15 protein-coding genes are annotated in these 18,013 nt (G+C 65.3%); 13 read left to right on the top strand and 2 right to left on the bottom strand.

Annotated elements, in window-relative coordinates:
• Nucleotides 1-9: 9 nt before the first annotated feature.
• The 5 genes from rpsR to alr all read left to right on the top strand — a co-directional run bounded on the left by rpsR (nucleotide 10) and on the right by alr (nucleotide 4,295).
• Nucleotides 10-240 (top strand): 30S ribosomal protein S18, encoded by a 231-nt coding sequence (gene rpsR, locus AC1ZV1_RS26945; RefSeq protein ID WP_003095634.1) that lies wholly within the window; start codon nucleotides 10-12, stop codon nucleotides 238-240.
• Nucleotides 241-274: 34 nt separating this feature from the next.
• Nucleotides 275-1,144: a hypothetical protein gene (locus AC1ZV1_RS26940; protein ID WP_484294423.1), complete on the top strand. Its 870-nt coding sequence runs from the start codon at nucleotides 275-277 to the stop codon at nucleotides 1,142-1,144.
• Between the two features lie 21 nt (nucleotides 1,145-1,165).
• Nucleotides 1,166-1,612, top strand: a complete 447-nt coding sequence (gene rplI / locus AC1ZV1_RS26935; protein WP_015479134.1) for a 50S ribosomal protein L9 — start codon at nucleotides 1,166-1,168, stop codon at nucleotides 1,610-1,612.
• Nucleotides 1,613-1,755: 143 nt separating this feature from the next.
• A complete protein-coding gene (dnaB, locus tag AC1ZV1_RS26930) occupies nucleotides 1,756-3,150 on the top strand; it encodes a replicative DNA helicase (RefSeq protein ID WP_484294422.1) in 1,395 nt (464 codons plus the stop codon).
• A gap of 68 nt (nucleotides 3,151-3,218) precedes the next feature.
• Complete coding sequence (gene alr, locus AC1ZV1_RS26925; RefSeq protein WP_484294421.1) at nucleotides 3,219-4,295, top strand: alanine racemase; 1,077 nt, start codon at nucleotides 3,219-3,221, stop codon at nucleotides 4,293-4,295.
• On the opposite strand, the gene AC1ZV1_RS26920 is transcribed toward alr, so the two are convergent.
• A complete protein-coding gene (locus AC1ZV1_RS26920; RefSeq protein ID WP_484294420.1) occupies nucleotides 4,296-6,173 on the bottom strand; it encodes a diguanylate cyclase domain-containing protein in 1,878 nt (625 codons plus the stop codon).
• A 221-nt stretch (nucleotides 6,174-6,394) separates the two neighbouring features.
• Here AC1ZV1_RS26920 and AC1ZV1_RS26915 point away from each other — a divergent pair, with 221 nt between their 5' ends.
• Nucleotides 6,395-8,644 carry a YgiQ family radical SAM protein gene (locus tag AC1ZV1_RS26915; RefSeq protein WP_484294419.1) on the top strand — a complete coding sequence of 750 codons (2,250 nt, stop codon included), beginning with the start codon at nucleotides 6,395-6,397 and terminating at the stop codon, nucleotides 8,642-8,644.
• Between the two features lie 36 nt (nucleotides 8,645-8,680).
• Here AC1ZV1_RS26915 and AC1ZV1_RS26910 read toward each other — a convergent pair whose 3' ends face one another.
• Nucleotides 8,681-9,091 carry a bacteriohemerythrin gene (locus AC1ZV1_RS26910; protein ID WP_484294418.1) on the bottom strand — a complete coding sequence of 137 codons (411 nt, stop codon included), beginning with the start codon at nucleotides 9,089-9,091 and terminating at the stop codon, nucleotides 8,681-8,683.
• A 178-nt stretch (nucleotides 9,092-9,269) separates the two neighbouring features.
• Between AC1ZV1_RS26910 and AC1ZV1_RS26905 the strand changes: the two genes are divergently transcribed.
• The 7 genes from AC1ZV1_RS26905 (at nucleotide 9,270) to AC1ZV1_RS26875 (ending at nucleotide 18,012) form a co-directional block, all read left to right on the top strand.
• A complete protein-coding gene (locus tag AC1ZV1_RS26905; RefSeq protein WP_484294417.1) occupies nucleotides 9,270-10,517 on the top strand; it encodes a parallel beta-helix domain-containing protein in 1,248 nt (415 codons plus the stop codon).
• Complete coding sequence (locus tag AC1ZV1_RS26900) at nucleotides 10,517-11,638, top strand: SO2930 family diheme c-type cytochrome (protein WP_484297647.1); 1,122 nt, start codon at nucleotides 10,517-10,519, stop codon at nucleotides 11,636-11,638. The genes AC1ZV1_RS26905 and AC1ZV1_RS26900 overlap by 1 nt, the downstream gene beginning before the upstream one ends.
• A gap of 110 nt (nucleotides 11,639-11,748) precedes the next feature.
• On the top strand, nucleotides 11,749-12,600 hold the full coding sequence (locus AC1ZV1_RS26895; RefSeq protein ID WP_484294416.1) for a mechanosensitive ion channel family protein: 852 nt from the start codon (nucleotides 11,749-11,751) through the stop codon (nucleotides 12,598-12,600).
• A 285-nt stretch (nucleotides 12,601-12,885) separates the two neighbouring features.
• Nucleotides 12,886-13,323 carry a type IV pilus modification protein PilV gene (gene pilV / locus AC1ZV1_RS26890; RefSeq protein ID WP_484294415.1) on the top strand — a complete coding sequence of 146 codons (438 nt, stop codon included), beginning with the start codon at nucleotides 12,886-12,888 and terminating at the stop codon, nucleotides 13,321-13,323.
• Between the two features lies 1 nt (nucleotide 13,324).
• Nucleotides 13,325-14,263 carry a PilW family protein gene (locus AC1ZV1_RS26885; protein WP_484294414.1) on the top strand — a complete coding sequence of 313 codons (939 nt, stop codon included), beginning with the start codon at nucleotides 13,325-13,327 and terminating at the stop codon, nucleotides 14,261-14,263.
• A gap of 8 nt (nucleotides 14,264-14,271) precedes the next feature.
• Nucleotides 14,272-14,733, top strand: a complete 462-nt coding sequence (locus AC1ZV1_RS26880) for a pilus assembly PilX family protein (RefSeq protein ID WP_484294413.1) — start codon at nucleotides 14,272-14,274, stop codon at nucleotides 14,731-14,733.
• Nucleotides 14,734-14,754: 21 nt separating this feature from the next.
• Nucleotides 14,755-18,012, top strand: a complete 3,258-nt coding sequence (locus tag AC1ZV1_RS26875; protein ID WP_484294412.1) for a pilus assembly protein — start codon at nucleotides 14,755-14,757, stop codon at nucleotides 18,010-18,012.
• Nucleotide 18,013 lies beyond the last annotated feature (1 nt).

Here is an 18,013-nt window from a genome sequence, read left to right as displayed (position 1 = left end):
GCCACACACATGGCACGTTTCTTCCGTCGTCGTAAGTTCTGCCGTTTCACCGCTGAAGGCGTGAAAGAGATCGATTACAAAGATCTGAACACCCTGAAGGCCTACGTTTCCGAAACCGGCAAGATCGTTCCGAGCCGTATCACCGGCACCAAAGCCAAGTACCAGCGTCAGCTGGCGACCGCTATCAAGCGCGCCCGTTACCTGGCCCTGCTTCCCTACACCGACAGCCACGGCCGTTGATCGGGCAGTCGACTGGAATTGATGGATAGATCGCATGCGCGCATTGGCTGAATTTGTCATGCGAGGCCGCATGCAGGCGACCCTGGTGGTCGTCGCAGCCGCGGTACTGCAGCCGTTGTTCTGGCTCGGTGCCGCAGCAGGCAGTCTGGTGCTGTTGCGCCGTGGCGCCGGCGATGCCTTTGGCATCCTGGCCTGGGCGCTGCTTCCGGCACTGGCCTGGTGGTACCTGGGTGACCCCAGCGTGAGTCTGGTCCTGGTGGGTAGTGCCGTGCTGGCGCAGGTTCTGCGCAGCAGGGTGTCCTGGAACCAGGTGATGCTGGCGAGCGTTGTGCTCGGTGCGGTGTTCGTGCTGCTGCTCAGCACGGTGTCGGCCGGGTTGGTCGCTGGTCTTGCCGATGCATTCGGCAAGGCACTGCCGCAGGTTCTGGCCGAAGCCAAGCTTTCGCCGGAACAGATGGCCGCCCTGCAGGCGGAGATGGTCCCGACCATCACCGGCCTGATGGCAGCCTCGCTGCAGGCGATCAGCCTGTTGTGCCTGATGCTGGCGCGTTATTGGCAAGCAGTACTGTTCAACCCGGAAGGGTTCGGCCGCGAGTTCCGCGCACTGCGCCTGTCGCCGGGCACGGCTGTAGCGCTGCTGGTCGGCGTTGTGGCGCTGCCCTTCGCAGGTCCCGCGGCCACCATGCTGGCGCCGCTGTGCATGATTCCGCTGCTGTTTGCCGGGATCGCACTGGGGCACGGCCTGGCCGCGCTGAAGAGGCTCCCGGGCTTCTGGCTGGCACCGCTGTACCTGCTGGTATTCGTACTGGGCAATGTGATCTGTCTTGTCGCCGTAGTCGACAGTCTGTTTGATTTTCGCGGTCGCCTGGCCAAGCGCCAGAAAGCTGCGAACGGTGAAGGTTAAAAGTTAAGAGGTAAGACTCAAATGGAAGTCATCCTGCTGGAAAAGATCGCCAAACTGGGCAACCTGGGCGACAAGCTGAACGTAAAGGGCGGTTACGCTCGTAACTACCTGCTGCCGCAGGGCAAAGCCACCGCTGCCACCGCTGCCAACGTCGCTGCTTTCGAAGAGCGCCGTGCAGAGCTGGAAAAAGCCGCTGCTGAGAAAAAAGCCGCTGCTGAAGCTCGTGCTGCCCAACTGGCCGAACTGATCGTGACCATCGGCGCCCACGCTGGCGACGAAGGCAAGCTGTTCGGTTCGATCGGCACCCGCGACATCGCCGACGCCGTTTCGGCTGCCGGCTACCCGCTGGAAAAGAGCGAAGTTCGCCTGCCCGACGGCGCCCTGCGCGCTGTAGGCGAATACAACATCGAAGTGCAACTGCACATGGATGTTGATGCAACCCTGCACGTGGTTGTAGTCGCCGAGTAAGCGATTCGTCGCTAGGACGATTCACACAGCTTGCCTGGGTGAATCTGTCCAATAACAATGGGCACGGTGCCGATCCTCGGTCCGTGCCCTTTGTTTTTTCCGCCGTTTGATTCTCTCCTGTGAAGAGCCAACACGAAGAACCCATGAACGACATCACCATTCCCGAGCAATACGACCTGCAGACCGCTTCCCTCAAGGTGCCGCCGCACTCGATCGAAGCCGAACAGGCAGTGCTGGGTGGCCTGATGCTCGACAACAACGCATGGGAACGCGTCTCCGACGCCGTGTCCGATGGCGACTTCTACCGCCATGACCATCGCCTGATCTTCCGCGCCGTCTACAAGCTCGCCGAAGCCAACCAGCCGATCGACGTGGTGACCCTCTCCGAACAGCTCGAGCGCGAAGGCCAGCTGTCCCAGGTCGGCGGTCTGGCCTACCTTGCCGAGCTGGCGAAGAACACACCCTCGGTGGCGAACATCAAGGCGTATGCGGGCATCATCCGCGAGCGTGCCACGCTGCGGCAGTTGATCGGCATCAGCAGTGACATCGCTGACAGCGCTTTCAACCCCGAAGGGCGCAGCGCCAACGAAGTGCTCGACGAAGCCGAGCGCAAGATTTTCGAGATCGCCGAAGCGCGCCCCAAGACCGGCGGTCCGGTGGGCATCGGTGACATCCTGGCCAAGACCATCGACCGTATCGATCACCTGTTCAACACTTCGGATGCGCTGACCGGTATCACCACTGGCTTCACCGATCTCGACGAGAAGACCAGTGGCCTGCAGCCATCCGACCTGATCATCGTTGCTGGCCGTCCGTCGATGGGTAAGACCACCTTCGCCATGAACCTGGTGGAGAACGCCCTGATGCGTAGCGACAAGGCGATCCTGGTGTACTCCCTCGAGATGCCTTCCGACTCCATCGTGATGCGTATGCTCGCTTCGCTCGGCCGCATCGACCAGACCAAGGTGCGTACCGGCAAGCTGGACGACGAAGATTGGCCGCGGTTGACCTCGGCGGTGAACCTGCTCAGCGACCGCAAGCTGTTCATCGACGACACTGCCGGCATTTCCCCCTCGGAAATGCGCGCTCGCACCCGCCGTCTGGCCCGTGAGCACGGCGAGATCGGCCTGATCATGGTGGACTACCTGCAGCTGATGCAGATTCCCGGTTCCGCCGGCGATAACCGGACCAACGAGATTTCCGAGATTTCCCGCTCGCTCAAGGCACTGGCGAAGGAATTCAACTGTCCGGTCGTCGCGCTCTCGCAGCTCAACCGTTCGCTGGAGCAGCGCCCCAACAAGCGTCCGGTGAACTCCGACCTGCGGGAATCCGGAGCGATCGAGCAGGACGCCGACGTGATCATGTTCGTCTACCGCGATGAGGTGTATCACCCGGAGACCGAGTTCAAGGGTGTCGCCGAGATCATCCTCGGCAAGCAGCGTAACGGTCCCATCGGCACGGTGCGCGTCGCCTTCCTCGGCCGCTACAGTCGCTTCGAGAACCTCGCCCCCGGCATGTACAACTTCGAAGACGAGTAACGATGCCGCATTCCGCGTGACCGACGGGCGCCTTAAGATAGGCGCCCGTTTTCATTGCAGAGGCCGCCATGCGCCCGCTCGTCGCTCACGTCGATCTAGCCGCCATTCGCCACAACTACGCCGTCGCCAAGCGCTGCGCGCCCGGGCGCGAAGCCTTCGCGGTGGTCAAGGCGAACGCCTACGGGCATGGGGCGCGGGAAGTGGTGAGCTGCCTGCACGATGAGGCCGACGGCTTTGCCGTGGCCTGTCTGGAAGAGGCTGCCGAGGTGCGCGCGCTGCATGCCGGCGCCCGCATCCTGCTGCTGGAGGGCTGCTTCGAGCCGGCGGAATACCTGATCGCCGCCCAGCTGCGCCTGGACGTGGCGGTGCAGGGGCCCGAGCAGGCCGCGGCGCTGCTCTCTGCCCAGCTGCCCAGCGCGCTCAATGTGTGGCTCAAGCTGGATACCGGCATGCACCGCCTCGGATTCTCGCCCGAGGCGCTGCGCGACTGGCATCCGCGCCTGCGCCAGGCGCCGCAGGTGGCCGAGCTGAACCTCATGAGCCACTTCGCCAATGCCGACCTGCGCGGTGACGAGCTGACCGAAGACCAGGTGGCCTGTTTCCTCAGTGTGCTGGACCTGGATTTCGACCTGCGTTCGCTGGCCAATTCTGCCGCCGTGTTGACCATTCCTGCCGCTCATATGGACTGGATTCGTCCCGGCATCATGCTCTATGGCGCAACGCCGTTCGCCGACATCGGCGCCGCCGAGCTGAGCCTGCGCCCGGCGATGAGTCTGGAGGCGCAATTGATCGCCGTGCGCGAGGTGGCTGTGGGGGAGAGCGTCGGTTACGGCGCGACCTGGGTGGCTGAGCGGCCGTCGCGTATCGGTACGGTGAGCTGTGGCTACGCCGATGGCTATCCGCGCCACGCACCGAGCGGCACGCCGGTGCTGGTGGATGGCCAGCGCGCGGCGCTGGCCGGGCGTGTGTCGATGGACATGCTGGCGGTGGACCTGACCGACCTGCCCAGCGCGGTCGTGGGCGACCGCGTCGAGCTGTGGGGCGCCAACCTGCCGGTTGACGAAGTGGCGGCCCACGCCGGGACCATCGGCTACGAGCTGCTGACCAAGGTCACTGCCCGTGTGCCGCGCCGCTACCGCAACTGATCAGGCGCGGTCTTCGCTTCCCAGCCATTCGCTCTCCTGCCAGAGATCGCTGGTCTCACCGCCGGTCTCGCTGGCCATCATGTAGCTTGCCCGGCCATTGCCCTTTACTTCATAGAGTGCCTGGTCGGCAGCCTTGTAGAGCTTGCTGAACTGCATCGCGTGGCTGGGGTAGATGGCCACGCCGATACTCGGCGTGACGCGCAGTTCCAGGTTCTCGAACTTTACCGGGCGTGACAGCTCGTTGAGGATGCGGCAGGCGATCTCCCTGGCGTGCCCCTCGGCGTCCGGCCCCGAGATCAGCGCTGCGAATTCATCGCCGCCCAGGCGCGCCACGCAGTCGCTGCCGCGTACGCACTGGCGCAGGCGGTTGCCGACGTTCTGCAGCATGAAGTCGCCGGCGTCATGACCGTGGCTGTCGTTGATCGGCTTGAAGTGGTCGAGGTCGATCAGCATCAGTGCCAGCGTCTCGCCGTTCTGCTGGGCGTTGGCCAGGGCGTGCTCGGCGTGCTCCACCAGGTAGCGGCGGTTCGGCAGGCCGGTCAGCGGGTCGTAGTGCGCGGCGTGCTGCAGCTGCACTTCGCGCTCGCGCAGGAGCTGGTTGCTCTGGGTCAGCTCGGCAGTGCGCTCGGCGACGGCAGTCGCCAGGTCCTGCTGGGCGCTCTGCATGAGCGTCAGGCGCGCGCTCTTTTCCCGGTCCGCCTGTTCCAGGGCCTGGGCGCGCTCGCGCTTCAGACCCTGGATGCGCGAGGTGAGGGCGAAGGAGAACAGCACCGACTCCATGGCCACGGCGATGGGGAAGATGTACGAGGTCAGCGGCGAGGGCTGCACCACACCAGTGGCGCGCAGCACCGAGATGCTCACACTGGTCAGCACCAGGCCGAAGCCGAGCAGGTAGAGGAAAGCCGGGAACGAGCCCTGACGCCAGCGCACCAGGGCGCCGCCGAGGGCGGCCGGCACGCCGATCAGGGTAATCGTCACCAGCATCCAGCCCGCCACACCGCGCAGGTGCAGCGCGCCGAGGACGATGGTCAGCACGTACAGCGCGCAGTTCAGGTTTAGCAGCCAGTGCGACCAGCGCACATGGCGGCGGGTCTGCAGCAGGGTGATGGTGAAGCGGTGAACGCACAGACCCCAGAGCGAGGGCAGGGTGATGCGGTCGAGCCACCAGGGCACCGGGTGATCGGGCCAGAAGTACTCGAAGCCGTGGCCGCTCATGCCCAGGCTGAACAGCAGTGCGCTGGCGGTGGTCAGTACGTACCAGAAGTACGCCGGGTCGCGCAGTGTCAGCAGGATGAACAGGTTGTACAGCAGCAGGGCGGCAATCAGGCCGTAGATGAAGCCGAGGAGCAGGCTGGTATCGGCGCGATGGTCCTGCAGGTCGTTCAGTGACCAGACGCGCAGCGGGAAGGAGTTGCCGGCCGGATCGTAGACGCGGGCATAGATGCGCACCGGGCCGCTGCCGTCGGGCAGGTGGAAGACCGGGCGGCGGTAGTCGCGGTCGCGGCCCTGGGCGAAGGGAACAGCCTCGCCGGATAGCGTTTCCCGGTAGATGCCCCGTTCGTCGGGTACGTAGAGGCGCAGGTCCTTCAGATTGACCGCGTCCACCTCCAGCCACCAACCGCCGAGCGGGGTGGTGCGGCGGTCGAGGTCCAGGCGCAGCCACCAGCCGTCGGGGCTCTGGCCGACGCTGGTGCGGCCGTTGGCCGGGATGAAATCGCGGCTGGCCTGCACGGCTTCCAGCGACAGCGGGCCGTCACGTTCCTGTAGCAGTTCGAGGTGATCGTTGAGCCACGCGCCGCTGGCCTTGTCGTCCAGTTCGAAGGCGAGCGCCGTATGGCAGAACAGCAGGGTAAGCAACAGCACGAAGGCACGACGCACGACAGGCACTCCCTGGCCTGGGCGGGATGGCCAGGCGTACTGCGGATAGTGGCTGAAGTATAGCCAGATGATGGCATTGGCAATCTACCGCAGGCCGGTTAAATCATCGGCTGAATCCCAGTTAAATCTGAGCGCGCTGGTCGGATTTGTACACTTTTTGTGCTATATTCCGCGCCCGCGTTTTTCCGCGATACCTACTCAGAGATACCCCGGTGCCCGTGATGCAAGCCGCCAAGCCGTTGTTCGACTATCCCAAGTTCTGGGCCGAGTGTTTCGGCCCGGCGCCGTTCCTGCCCATGAGCAAGGAAGAGATGGATCAGCTGGGCTGGGATTCCTGCGACATCATCATCGTCACCGGGGATGCCTACGTCGACCATCCGTCGTTCGGCATGGCTATCATCGGCCGCCTGCTGGAGGCCCAGGGTTTCCGCGTGGGCATCATTGCCCAGCCGGACTGGCGCTCGAAGGACGACTTCATGAAGCTCGGCCAGCCGAACCTGTTCTTCGGTGTGGCGGCGGGCAACATGGACTCGATGATCAACCGCTACACCGCGGACAAGAAGATCCGCAGCGATGACGCCTACACGCCGGGCGGCCTGGCGGGCAAGCGTCCGGACCGCGCCAGCCTGGTCTACAGCCAGCGCTGCAAGGAAGCCTACAGCGACACGCCGGTGGTGCTCGGCGGCATTGAGGCCTCCCTGCGCCGCATCGCCCACTACGACTACTGGCAGGACAAGGTGCGCCGCTCCATCCTGATGGACGCCACCGCCGACATCCTGCTGTACGGCAACGCCGAGCGTGCCGTGGTGGAGATCGCCCAGCGCCTCGCCGCCGGCCAATCGGTCGAGCAGATCACCGACGTGCGCGGCACTGCCTTCGTGCGCCGCGACACCCCCGAGGGCTGGTTCGAGGTGGACTCCACCCGCATCGACCGTCCGGGCAAGGTCGACAAGATCATCAACCCGTACGTGAACACCCAGGACACCGCCGCCTGCGCCATCGAGCAGGAGAAGGGCGAGCAGGAAGACCCGAACGAAGCCAAGGTCGTGCAGCTGTTGGCACACCCGCGCCTGGAGCGCGAGCGCACGGTGATCCGCCTGCCGTCGTTCGAGAAGGTGCGCAGCGATGCGGTGCTCTACGCCCACGCCAACCGCGTGCTGCACCTGGAGACCAACCCCGGCAACGCCCGCGCCCTGGTGCAGAAGCATGGCGAGGTGGACGTGTGGTTCAACCCGCCGCCCATCCCGATGAGCACCGAGGAAATGGACTACGTGTTCGGCATGCCCTATGCGCGCGTGCCGCACCCGGCGTATGGCAAGGAGAAGATCCCGGCCTACGAGATGATCCGTTTCTCGGTGAACATCATGCGTGGCTGCTTCGGTGGCTGCACCTTCTGCTCGATCACCGAGCACGAGGGGAGGATCATCCAGAACCGTTCCCACGAGTCGATCCTCGCCGAGATCGAGGAAATGAAGAAGGTGCCGGGCTTCACCGGCGTCGTCTCCGACCTCGGAGGGCCGACCGCCAACATGTACCGCATCGCCTGCAAGGACCCGGAGATCGAGCGTCACTGCCGCAAGCCGTCCTGCGTGTGGCCGGGTATCTGCGAGAACCTCAACACCGATCACTCCTCGCTCATCGAGCTGTACCGCAAGGCCCGCGCGCTGCCGGGCGTGAAGAAGATCCTGATCGCTTCCGGCCTGCGCTACGACCTCGCCGTGGAGTCGCCCGAGTACGTCAAGGAGCTGGTGACGCACCACGTCGGCGGCTACCTGAAGATTGCCCCGGAGCACACCGAGGAAGGCCCGCTGTCGAAGATGATGAAGCCGGGCATCGGCACCTACGACGCCTTCAAGCGCATGTTCGAGAAGTTCTCCAAGGAGGCGGGCAAGGAGCAGTACCTGATCCCGTACTTCATCGCCGCGCACCCGGGCACCACTGACGAGGACATGATGAACCTCGCCCTGTGGCTCAAGCGCAACGGCTTCCGCGCGGACCAGGTGCAGGCGTTCTATCCCTCGCCCATGGCCAGCGCGACCGCCATGTACCACTCGGGCAAGAACCCGCTGCGCAAGGTGACGTACAAGAGCGACGGCGTGACCATCGTAAAGAGCGACCAGCAGCGCCGCCTGCACAAGGCCTTCCTGCGCTACCACGACCCGAAGGGCTGGCCGATGCTGCGTGAGGCGCTGGAGCGCATGGGCCGCGCCGACCTGATCGGCAACGGCAAGCACCACCTGATCCCGACCTACCAGCCGCAGACCGACGAGTACCAGAGCGCGCGTCGCAAGAACTCGACCCCGGCCGGCAGCAAGAAGACCGGCAAGCCGTTGCTGACCCAGCACACCGGCCTGCCGCCGCGCGCCAGCAATGGCTCCAAGCCGTGGAACAAGGCTGAGGAAGGCAAGGCCACCGGCTACGCCAAGGGCAAGAAGCGCACCACCAAGCGCCAGCCGAACATCCCGCGCTGATCGCGTTGCGTTGAGTGTCGAAGAAAGGCGTGCCCGCTAAGCGGTCACGCCTTTTTCGCGAAAGAAGCTCACGTAGGCCTTGTCCACCTTCAGGATGTGGTGGATCAGCCAGGCCTTGAGCAATTCCAAGGCCTCGACCGAGACCGCCTCGCCGTCCTCGTGGCGGTACAGCAGATCGATGATCTGCCGGTTGAAGCGATCGTGTTCGGCCCGGTGCGCCTCTTCCTCCGGGTAGCCCAGGCGCTGGAACAGCACTTCCTCGACGATGAAGTGATTCATCGTGTACTCCACCAGTTGCTCCAGCAGCTCGCCGATGGGTTGGCCCTCGCCATCCGGGCCGTTCAGGCTGTCGTACAGCGCATTGGTGAGGTCGACCAGCCAGCGGTGCTGTTCATCGATCCGCTCGATTCCGATCACGAACTCGTCGTTCCAGGGCATGAAGCTCATCCGTGCACTCCTTCGGGGTGGAAGCGCAGATCATCCCGATCCGCCACTGCGGAATAGTGACGTCAATCAATCAAAGTGCGATGCGTCTGAAGGGCTGGCGTGGCGCGGGATGTAGGAGTATTCTCGGGGTTATTTGGTACGATAGTTCCATATCATAAGAACAAGACCGGAGCCCGCCATGCGCCTCGCTACTCTTTCCCTCCTCGCATTCTCCGTTGCCCTGGCCGCTTGCGGCGAAGGCGACAAGCCCACCGCCGCCGTCAGCACCGATTTCCAGAAGGACCTGCAGGCACGCCTGATCAAGGCTAAGGCCGGCGACGTCATCGACATTCCCGCCGGTACCTACCACCTGGACCGCAGTCTGAGCCTGAAGGTGGACGGCGTGACTATCCGCGGCGCCGGCATGGACAAGACCATCCTCAGCTTCAAGAACCAGAAGGCCGGCGCGGAAGGGCTGTTCGTCGACGCGTCCGACTTCACCCTGGAGAACCTCGCCATCGAGGACACCAAGGGTGACGGCCTGAAGGTCATCGGCGGCAAGAACATCGTCATCCGCAACATCCGAACCGAATGGACCAACGGGGCATCCACCGAGAACGGCGGCTACGGCATCTATCCCGTGCAGACCGAGAACACCCTGCTCGAAGGCAACGTCGCCATCGGCGCCTCCGACTCGGGCATCTATGTCGGCCAGTCGCGCAACGTGGTGGTGCGCAACAACCGCGCCGAGCGCAACGTCGCCGGCATCGAGATCGAGAACACCATCGGCGCCGACGTCTACAACAACGTCGCTACCGACAACACCGGCGGCATCCTCGTCTTCAACATGCCCAACCTGCAGCAGCCAGGGCGCGGCACTCGCGTCTTCGACAACGATGTGCAGGGCAACAATCACGAGAACTTCGGCCACAAGGGCACGCCGGTCGCCAGCGTGCCGGCGGGCTCGGGCGTGGTGGTGAACTCCAACGACGACGTGGAGATCTTCAACAACAAGATCGGCAATCACAAAACCGCCAACGTCATCATCAGCAGCTACTTCAGTACCAACTATTCCGAGAAGGCCACGCAGCCCAACTTCGACCCGTATCCCGAAGGCATCTTCATCCACGGCAACACCTTCGGCCCTGGCGGCGACAGCCCCGACCATCTGGAGTTGAAGGCGCTGAAAGTCGCCAAGTTCGGCCTCACCGGACGTCTGCCGGACATCCTCTGGGACGGCTATTTCAACGAGAAGAAACTGGTCGACGGCAAGCTGCCCGAAGCCCTGGCCATCTGCATCGACAATGGCACCGCCGGCATCGTCAACGTCGACGGCCCCCACGGCTACAAGAACATCAGCACCGACATGAGTTCGCACCAGTGCAAGCTCAAGCCGCTGCCGAAGATCGAACAGGCCGGCCTGGGTGACAAGGGCAACAAAGCATGATGAAACCCGCTTCGTTCCTGTTGTCGCTCGCCCTGGTCACTGCGGTGGCCGGGTGCGGGCAGGAGAGCAAGCCGCGTTATCAGCCCGAAGGCGACGACTACCCGGAAAAGCTCAGCGGCTGGGGCATGCTGCACCTGGCGGACGGCCACCTGACGCCGTCCGCCGAAGTGTTGCCCTATGACCTGAACACCCCGCTGTTCACCGACTACGCGCACAAGTTGCGCACCGTGTGGATGCCTGAAGGACAGGCGGCGCAGTACGCCGAGGACCGCTTCGACTACCCCGTCGGCACGGTGCTGACCAAGACCTTCTATTACCCCAGGGACGCCCAGGGCAACCTGCTGCAGAACAGCCAGGACGATCGTGATCCAAAGGACGGGCTCGACATGGCCAGGGTGCGCCTGGTGGAAACCCGCGTGCTGGTGCGGCAGAAGGATGGATGGGCGGCGCTGCCCTACGTGTGGAATGCCGATCAGAGCGAAGCGACCCTGGAGCTCGCCGGCGACAGCCCATCACTGGAGCTGACGGCTGCGGACGGCAAGAAGACCGCCTTCACCTACATGGTGCCTGACGCCAACCAGTGCTCCGAATGCCATGCCGAGCAGAAGGGCGGCGGTATCGCCCCGCTGGGACCCAAGGCACGGCACCTGAACAAGGACTTCGCCTACGAAGGCGGCAGTGAGAACCAGCTGCAGCACTGGCAGGCGCGCGGCTTCCTCAAGGGCCTGCCGGCGCTGGCGCAGGTGCCGCAGAACGCGCTGTGGGGGCATCCGCGCGCCGGTGAGGACCTGGAGAAGCAGGCGCGCAGCTACCTCGACGCCAACTGCTCGCACTGCCATAACCCCAAGGGTGCGGCGCGTACCTCGGGCCTGTACCTCGATCCGCACACGCCGGTCTCCATCGCCTATGGCATCTGCAAGCCGCCGGTGGCAGCGGGTGGCGGCACTGGCGGTCGTCTGGAAGACATCCACCCCGGCAGCCCGGACAAGTCAGTCCTCAGCTACCGGGTAGGCAGCGACAAGCCGGGCGACATGATGCCGGAACTGGGTCGTACCCTGGTGCACCGCGAAGGGCTGGAAATGCTCAATCGCTGGATCGCCTCGCTCTCTGGCGATTGCTAGTGCCATGAGCCCCGGAGCCCGCCAGGGCTCTGGGCTGCGCGCTGCGACGAGCAAACGGCTGGGGCCGTGCTAGCGTTCATCTGGTCCCTTTCTCTCGCAGGTGCGCTTCCATGGAAGATACAAACATCATCAACGTGGGTACGGAGAAGATCAACGCACTGTGGGCGACGGTTTCGCAGTACGCGCTCGCGTTCGGTGTGAAGATCATCGTAGCCATCCTCTTCTGGGTGCTCGGCCGCTGGCTGATCGGCTTTGCCGTCGGGTTGGTGGAGAAGGCGCTGGCGCGACAGAGCGTCGACCCCACGGTCCTGCGCTATGTCGGCTCCTTCATCACCGTCACCCTGAACATCCTCCTGGTCGTCGGCATCCTCGGCTACTTCGGCGTGCAGACCACCAGCCTCGCCGCACTGATCGCCGCCATCGGCCTGGCCATCGGCATGGCCTGGTCGGGCCTGCTGGCGAACCTTGCGGCCGGTGGCTTCATCATCGTGCTGCGACCGTTCAAGGTCGGCGACTTCGTCACCGCCGGTGGTGTGACCGGCACCGTGAAGGAGATCGGCCTGTTCGCCACCGCCATCAACACCCCGGACAATGTCCTGACCCTGGTGGGCAACAACAAGATCTTCAGCGACACCATCCAGAACTACACCCACAACCCCTACCGCCGCGTCGAGCTCAAGGCTCAGCTGTCCGGTGCTGCCGACTGGCAGGCCGCCGCCGCCGTGCTCAAGCAGCGCATCGCGGCGATCCCCAACGTACTGAGCGACCCGCCGGTGGACGTGGAAATCCTCGAGTTCAACCTCGTCGGTCCGGTGCTCGCAGTGCGCCCGTACTGCCACAACGACGCCTACTGGCAGGTCTATTTCGATACCAACCGCACCATCAAGGAAGCCCTGGGCACCGACTTCCCGGCACCGATGCCGGCGCAGACGGTGATCGTCCAGCAGTCGTCGACCAGCTGACGGTTTACTGCTCGCAAAAGGCCACCGCTCGGTGGCCTTTTCCTTACCCGCGCCGAACCCTTGGGCCGCGACCGATGGTTCGACGGCTTGGACAAGTGGTGCGGTACTTCGGACGCCTTCCTAGTCGCTAGCCGGATCCCGAGTTGCAGGCGGATTTTTCCTTTCGATCGCCGGGCAGCGGTCTGGCTGACTGCCTTGTGATGTGGCTCGCACCCTTGAGGTCCCTTCCTCATCGGCGAGGCGAAGCACATGGCGGGCTGCAGGCGAAGCGACGGATTCACCCTGGTGGAAGTGCTGGTCTCGATGCTGATTCTCGGCATAGGCTTGCTGGGCCTGGCTGGGCTGCAGAGCGTCGGCATCAGCGCCGGTCACAGCGCGCTGCAGCGCTCCCAGGCGTCCTGGCTGGCCGGCGAGATGGCCGATCTGCTGCGCGCCAATCCCGATGCGTCCCGTGCGGGCGCCTACGACGCGAGCTTCACCGAGACGGACGCGGGCTGCCCGCAGGCTGGCGGCACGACGCGCGCACAGATCGACCTCAGCCAATGGCTGGCCAGTGTCTGCGAGACGCTTGGCGGAACCGGCAGCGGGGCCGTGCAGGTGGTCCGCAGCGGCGAGCTGTACCGCGCGGTGATCGCTGTGCGCTGGAGCGATCGACGAGCGCGCGATCACCTGGAAACGTCTGACGATGCCTGGCAAACCTTCACCTACCGAGCGGGGCTCTGACATGCGCCAGCGAGGCGTTTCCCTGGTCGAGTTGCTGGTAGCCATGGCCCTCGGCCTGCTGCTTCTGGCGGGCGTGGTTCAGGTCGTTCTCGGCAGCAAGCGTAGCTACCAGGCCGGCATCGCCCTGGCGGAAGTCCAGGAGAGCGGACGCTTTGCGCTGCAGGCCATGGCGCAGGACCTGCGCAGCGCGGGCTTCACCGGCGCCTGTCCGGGAGGGCTGGTCAACGCCAGCGGCTCCGAGGCAGCGCAGTACGCCATGGAAAGATCCGCGATCGAGGGGTTCGGCGCTGGTATGCCAGCCGCTGCCTGGGTGCCGTCCGGCCGCCTGGCGAACACGGATGCCGTGCTGTTGCGCTATGCGTCCGACCCGGCTCTCGAGACTCGCTCGATCGCGGGCAACGCGCTGCTCCTCTCCTCGGCAGGTGCGGTGGCCGGAGCCTTCTATTTGCTTGGCGATCAGCAGTCCTGCGTGCTGATACGCAATGGCGGAAGCGCGACAAATTTGCTCGCCGGCCGCTCACTGGATCATTTGCTGGCATCGGCGACCCGCGCCTTTCCATACCGCTACGCCATTTACTGGATCGGCCGGGGCGTGGACGGGACACCAGGATTGTTCGTCACCGATAACAGCGAGACCACTGGCGTTGCGCAGACCAGCGAACTGGTGAGTGGCGTCGCCGGGATGAGCCTGCGCTACGGCGTGGCAGGGGCGGGCAGCGAGGTAGTGGGGACATACAAGGCGGCTCGGGAGATGGCCGCCGGTGACTGGCGTCGGGTGCGCTCGGTACGCGTCAGCCTGTTGCTGCAGAGTCAGGCACGCGAGGTCGACGAAGTGCCTAGGTCGCTGGCGTTCGACGGTCGCGTCCTGGCGCCGAACGCAGAGCATCGCTTGCGCATGGTCATGGGCAGCACCATCGCATTGCGCAATCCGGCGCCATGACCGGGAGCTTGCCGAGGCGTCATTGCCCAGAGCGCGGTGCGGTACTGCTGGTCTCGCTGGCCATGCTGTTGCTGCTCACCGTGATCGGTCTGGCGGGCATGCGCATGGTGCAGTTGGAGGAGCGCATGGCCGGCAACCTGCGCGATCGGCAGATGGCCTTCCAGACCGCGGAAGCGGCGCTGCGCGAGGGTGAGCAGGCTGCACTGGACATCCATCGGCGCAACGGGCCCGAGGCGGCGGCCTACGACCATCGCGGCACGGCGAGTGGTTTCCCGGACGGGGCCGCGCCGCCGGCGTACCGGCTGCGCTTTCTGCGCTTGCTGGCCAGCCAGGGGTTGGAAGTCGGCGCAGGCGGTACCGCCATCGGCGTGGCTGTCGAGGTGCAGGCCACCGGCTACGGCGCACGCCGTCAGCCGTCCGGAGAGCCGGTGTCGAGCGTTCGCTTGAACAGCATCTATTTCATCCGTTAGCAGACGGGCAAGGAGGTGGTGGTGAGGCTCGGAAGATTCTGTTCCCTGATGGTGAGCGTCACCCTGGCGGGCCCGCTGTTGGCTGCGCCGGTGAGCCAGATCCCGCTACAGATCGCCAGCGGCGCTCCGGGCAATCTCCTGCTGTTGCCTTCTTCGGCGCATTCGGCAACGGCGGCGGCTGCCAATCCGAGCCCCGTCTACGTCAGCGGCGAGCAATATTTCGGCTACTTCGACCCGGACAAGTGCTACGCCTACCGCGTTGGTGAGGCTGAGACGGAGCGATTTTTCCAGCCCGTCGGGCCGGCGCTGGCCCATGTCTGTCAGCACGTGTGGAGTGGCAACTTTCTCAACTGGGCAACAGCGCAAGCCATCGATGTCTATCGCGCGGTGCTGACCGGTGGCGATCGCTTCTTCGATAGCGCCGGACTGACGGTGCTGCAGAAAGGAAAGAACCAGGCGCGGGATGATGCCTTTCCGGATCGGGCCCTGCCGCTCGATGCCATTGCGGGTGCCACGCCATTCTCTGGTACGGCACTGCATCTGCGCGCCGGGGGACAGGAGCGCAGCCTGTTGCTGAGTCGCAGTCCGGACTTTCCCGGCGCGCCGCAGGCACTCCTGCCCGGTGAGCCGTTGCTGCCAGCGGTGACCTATCGGCTCGTCGTGCGCGTACAGGTCTGTGTGCCCGGTCTGTTGGAGGGCAACTGCCGGCGCTACGGGGATCACTACAAGCCCGAGGGACTGCTGCAGCAATTCGCCGGGCGCTTGCGCTTCAGTGTCTTCGGGCGGGACGAACAGGGAACGGGTGTTGGGTTGCGCGTACCGCTGACCGTTATCGGGCCGTGGCGGGACGATGGGCGGGACAACCCGCTGAAGGAGTGGTCGGCGCAGACTGGCGTGTTCATCGACCGGCCGACAGGCGTGATCGCCCAGCTCCACCGATTCGACGAGGGCCAGCCACGCTCGTTCGACGATGCCGGTGAACTGCTCCTGGCCGCCACGAGCTACCTGCGGCATCCCGGCGCCAGTGCTGACCCAGCCAGCAGGGACGATCCACTCACCTATGCCTGCCAGCGTAATGCCGTGCTCGGGATCGGTGGCCCGGGTGAGGGCGAGGCTGGCGCGAGCCTGTTGCACCTCGGCGATCCAGACGTGGCCCGGGCGACGCAGCTGGTGGCGGCCATGCAGGGTGGTGCGGGCTCCGCCGCGTCGCAGGCGCTGGCGGGACTGGCCTATGACGCCCATGTGCGCGACGTGCGCCCGGATCTGCCCGGCCGACAGCACGCTTCCACACACTGGCTGGCGTCTTCCCGCGAGGTGACCGAGCACGGCGGCGCGCTCTGGCTGGCGACTCAATACGGCGGCTTTGCGGTCCCGCGCGGCTATTCCTTTGTGCGCACCTCGCCGCTGCCGGAAAGCTGGTGGAAGGGCGCAGATGGTTGGCCGGACAACCTGCTGCGGCTCACTGCTCCCGGCAAGCTCCTCGATGCGCTGGCACAGGTGTTCGCCCAGGCGGTCGACGATGAGCCGAGGAGTATCGGAAATTTCAGCACCGGCCCTCAGCCGGGCGAGTGGTTCAGCGCCCTGCTGGAGGAGCGGCGCTGGAGCGGAGACCTGCAGCTGTGGCGCGAAGGGGAGCACCAGCCGCAGTGGTCCGCGGCACAGCAGTTGGACGAGCTGAGCGAAGCGCAGCTGGCCGGGCGGAACATCCTCACTGTGCGGCCAGCCACGGCAGGTACCGAAGGGACGATAGTCGCCCGCGAAGGCCTGCACTTTACCTGGAATAGCCTGGATGACGAACAGCGCCGCAGGCTGGGTACCGAGTCGGGCGCTGCGCTGCTGGATTACCTGCGCGGTTCGCGCCTGCAGGAGCGGCGCGAGCCGGGCAGCGGCCTGCCGTATCGCCAGCGGGCCAGTCGGCTGGGCGATATCGTCGGCTCGCGGCCGGTCTATTCCTGGCACGACCCGCAGCCCTACGGCGGGCTGCCGGAGCCTCTGGGCAGCCGCTACCGGGAGTTCCTTGCCAGCGCGTTCTACCAGCAGCGCGCCCCGTTGGTGGCAGTGGGCGCCAACGACGGCATGCTGCATGGTTTCGATGCGCGCGATGGGCGGGAGCTGTTCGCCTATGTACCGTCGGCAGTGCTGGGCCAGCTTCGCGAGTTGGCCGATCCCGGTTACAGCCATCGCTTCCATGTCGATGGATCGCCGACGGTGGGCAATGCCTGGATCGGCGAGCAATGGCGGACCCTGCTGGTCGGCGGCACAGGCGCCGGTGGCAACAGCCTGTTTGCCCTGGACATCACCGACCCCGAGCGTATGCAGCCCGATAGCGTGCTCTGGGAGTTCAGCCATCCCGATCTTGGCTACACGCTGGGGCGGCCAGCCCTCATGGCCCTGGGCTCGGGACGGTTCGTGGTGGCGGTTTCCTCGGGAGCGAAAGACCCTGAGCGCCGGGGCGGAGATATCTGGCTGCTCGATGCAGCGGATGGCGCCGTACTCAAGCGAATTCGTCTGCCCGACGCTGGCGACCTGGGGCCGGTGACCGCGATCAGCAGCAACGGCGATATCACCGCCAACCGCCTCTACGTGGGCGATAGCCTTGGCCAACTCTGGCGTGTCGATCTGGCAGGTGACGAGGGGGATCACTCGGCAATTCCCGCGTCACTGGCCGGTAAGCCGCTGTTCCGCGCGCAGGTGCCTACGGGGGGCCCGCAGGTGATCAGTGCGCCGGTGGCGGCAGCGCTGGACCGCAGTGGTCTGGTGCGGGTGTTGTTCGGCACCGGTCGCTTCTACCGCGTAGGTGACGACGAGCCTTTGCCACACAGCGACAGCCTGTACGGCGTGCTCGATGAGGGGCAGGCGTTCGCCGGGCGGTCCAGCCTTCGGCCGGTGTCGTCCGGTGCCGACATGGCCGGCGCCCGTGGCTGGTATCTGGACCTGCCAGCGGATGGCTCACGGGTGGTGGAGCAGCCGCAGATACGTGACGGGAAGTTCGTGCTGTTCAACCTGATCGCGCCGGGAGTCGACCCCTGCAGTGATCCGCTCGTGCACGGTTCGATCGTGCTGGACCTGCACGGTGGCGGGCCGTTGGCAGGCGGCCTGCCAAACGCTGACCTGACGGGCAGTGACGCCGTGCAGCAGGCCAGTGGCGTGCTGCTCCAGCCCGACCCGCATGGCGCCCTGCGGTTCCTGGGTGTGGACCAGGATGGCCGCCCACAGAACGGTGGGCAGGTCGATCTGGCTCGCGACAGCGGGCGCAAAGCCTGGTGGGAGTCTCGTTGAG

The organism is Pseudomonas sp. BB438, assembly GCF_057180225.1.
Note: the sequence above shows the minus strand (reverse complement) of the source record. Positions and strands in the feature narration are given on the sequence as shown.

Coding starts and splice junctions, on each gene's coding strand:
- rpsR (WP_003095634.1), top strand. CDS start 10: ATGGCACGTTTCTTCCGTCGTCGTAAGTTCTGCCGTTTCACCGCTGAA.
- AC1ZV1_RS26940 (WP_484294423.1), top strand. CDS start 275: ATGCGCGCATTGGCTGAATTTGTCATGCGAGGCCGCATGCAGGCGACC.
- rplI (WP_015479134.1), top strand. CDS start 1,166: ATGGAAGTCATCCTGCTGGAAAAGATCGCCAAACTGGGCAACCTGGGC.
- dnaB (WP_484294422.1), top strand. CDS start 1,756: ATGAACGACATCACCATTCCCGAGCAATACGACCTGCAGACCGCTTCC.
- alr (WP_484294421.1), top strand. CDS start 3,219: ATGCGCCCGCTCGTCGCTCACGTCGATCTAGCCGCCATTCGCCACAAC.
- AC1ZV1_RS26915 (WP_484294419.1), top strand. CDS start 6,395: ATGCAAGCCGCCAAGCCGTTGTTCGACTATCCCAAGTTCTGGGCCGAG.
- AC1ZV1_RS26910 (WP_484294418.1), bottom strand. CDS start 9,091: ATGAGCTTCATGCCCTGGAACGACGAGTTCGTGATCGGAATCGAGCGG.
- AC1ZV1_RS26905 (WP_484294417.1), top strand. CDS start 9,270: ATGCGCCTCGCTACTCTTTCCCTCCTCGCATTCTCCGTTGCCCTGGCC.
- AC1ZV1_RS26900 (WP_484297647.1), top strand. CDS start 10,517: ATGAAACCCGCTTCGTTCCTGTTGTCGCTCGCCCTGGTCACTGCGGTG.
- AC1ZV1_RS26895 (WP_484294416.1), top strand. CDS start 11,749: ATGGAAGATACAAACATCATCAACGTGGGTACGGAGAAGATCAACGCA.
- AC1ZV1_RS26885 (WP_484294414.1), top strand. CDS start 13,325: ATGCGCCAGCGAGGCGTTTCCCTGGTCGAGTTGCTGGTAGCCATGGCC.